Annotated in this window: 2 protein-coding genes; both read right to left on the reverse strand. The window is 68.0% G+C overall.

All coding sequences use genetic code 11. The annotated features are described in order from the left end of the window. Positions 1–16: 16 nt before the first annotated feature. Positions 17–592, reverse strand: coding sequence for a transposase (locus tag AB0E98_RS33845; protein WP_361710341.1), 576 nt, complete (start codon positions 590–592; stop codon positions 17–19). Next, positions 589–1,071 (reverse strand): winged helix-turn-helix domain-containing protein, encoded by a 483-nt coding sequence (locus AB0E98_RS33850; protein WP_361710344.1) that lies wholly within the window; start codon positions 1,069–1,071, stop codon positions 589–591. Before AB0E98_RS33850 ends, AB0E98_RS33845 begins: the two co-directional genes overlap by 4 nt. Between the last annotated feature and the right edge of the window lie 94 nt (positions 1,072–1,165).

Raw genomic sequence — 1,165 nt, forward strand, 5'->3', positions numbered from 1 at the left:
CCTACTGAGTTTTTCGTTAGTTCTGTGGTGGTTGGGGGTGGATTGTCAGTCCGGTGTGGGTGAGGAAGGACCAGGGGAGTTGTTCGTCGGAACAGACCCGGTGGATGCCGCGTTCGGCGGCATCGGCGACGTCGGCGAGGTGGTCGCCGGCGAGGTTGGCCAGCTCACGGGCTTTGATGGACGACCACAGCAGTTCCACCGGGTTGAGCTCGGGCGCGTAAGCGGGCAGCCGTTCCAAGGTGAGCCAGTCCTGATCGGCTGCCCAGGCGCGCATGCCCCGGCTCCAGTGCGCGGACAGCCCGTCCCAGACCAGCACCACCGGCTCACCGGCGTAGAAGGTCCTGACCTGTTCCAGCACCTCGATCAGCGAGGTGGTGTCGTAGCTGCCGGGCTTGAGGTGGAAGCACAGCCGCGGACCACGCCCGGGGTCGGTGGCGTGGTAGCCCAGCGCGGCAGCCATCCCCGCGCGTTTCCAGTTCAGCCGGTGCCGCAGCACGGGAGTACGGCCGCGGGGCGCGTAGGTGCGGCGCACCTGCGGCAGCAGCGACACTCCTGATTCGTCGAAGAACACGATCCATGCACGTTTCTTCACCGCCCCTTTTTGACGCGCGGCCACTCCTGGGCGACCCACCGGGCGATCTCCGAGTCGTCCCGCTCCACGGCCTGACGCTTGGGACGCTGCAGACTCCATCCCAGCCGCCCGGTCAGCAGCCGCCACACCGAGGCCCGCGCCAGCGTCACCCCCGTCACCCGCTCAACCACCACTCCGGCCCGCTCCAGGGTCCACAAGTCGGCCTCGAACCCGTGCGCCTGGGCGCCTTGTTCCAACGCGGCCCGGACCGACTCGGCCTGGGTGTCATCCAGCTTGGGCGGCCGGCCAGTGGCCGGCCGTCGCCGCAACGCTTGAGCCCCGCCTTGCTCCCACAGGCGTTTCCACCGGCGCACGCTCTCAGGGTGCATCCCCACCATCCGAGCGACCTCGGACTGAGGACGTCCTCGCTCGAACAACTCGACCGCGCGCATACGCCGGGCCTCGGCCAACTGCGGCCGCGTCAGCGGCGCAACGGACACTTCGGAAACGACAGACGCAGGCTCAGAAGGCACACCGGCATCCTCACACTACTGAAGCCCCTGCACCCACAGAACTAACGAAAACCTCAGTAGT

This window comes from Streptomyces sp. NPDC037389, from assembly GCF_040636475.1.
Lineage (GTDB): Bacteria > Actinomycetota > Actinomycetes > Streptomycetales > Streptomycetaceae > Streptomyces > Streptomyces hesseae.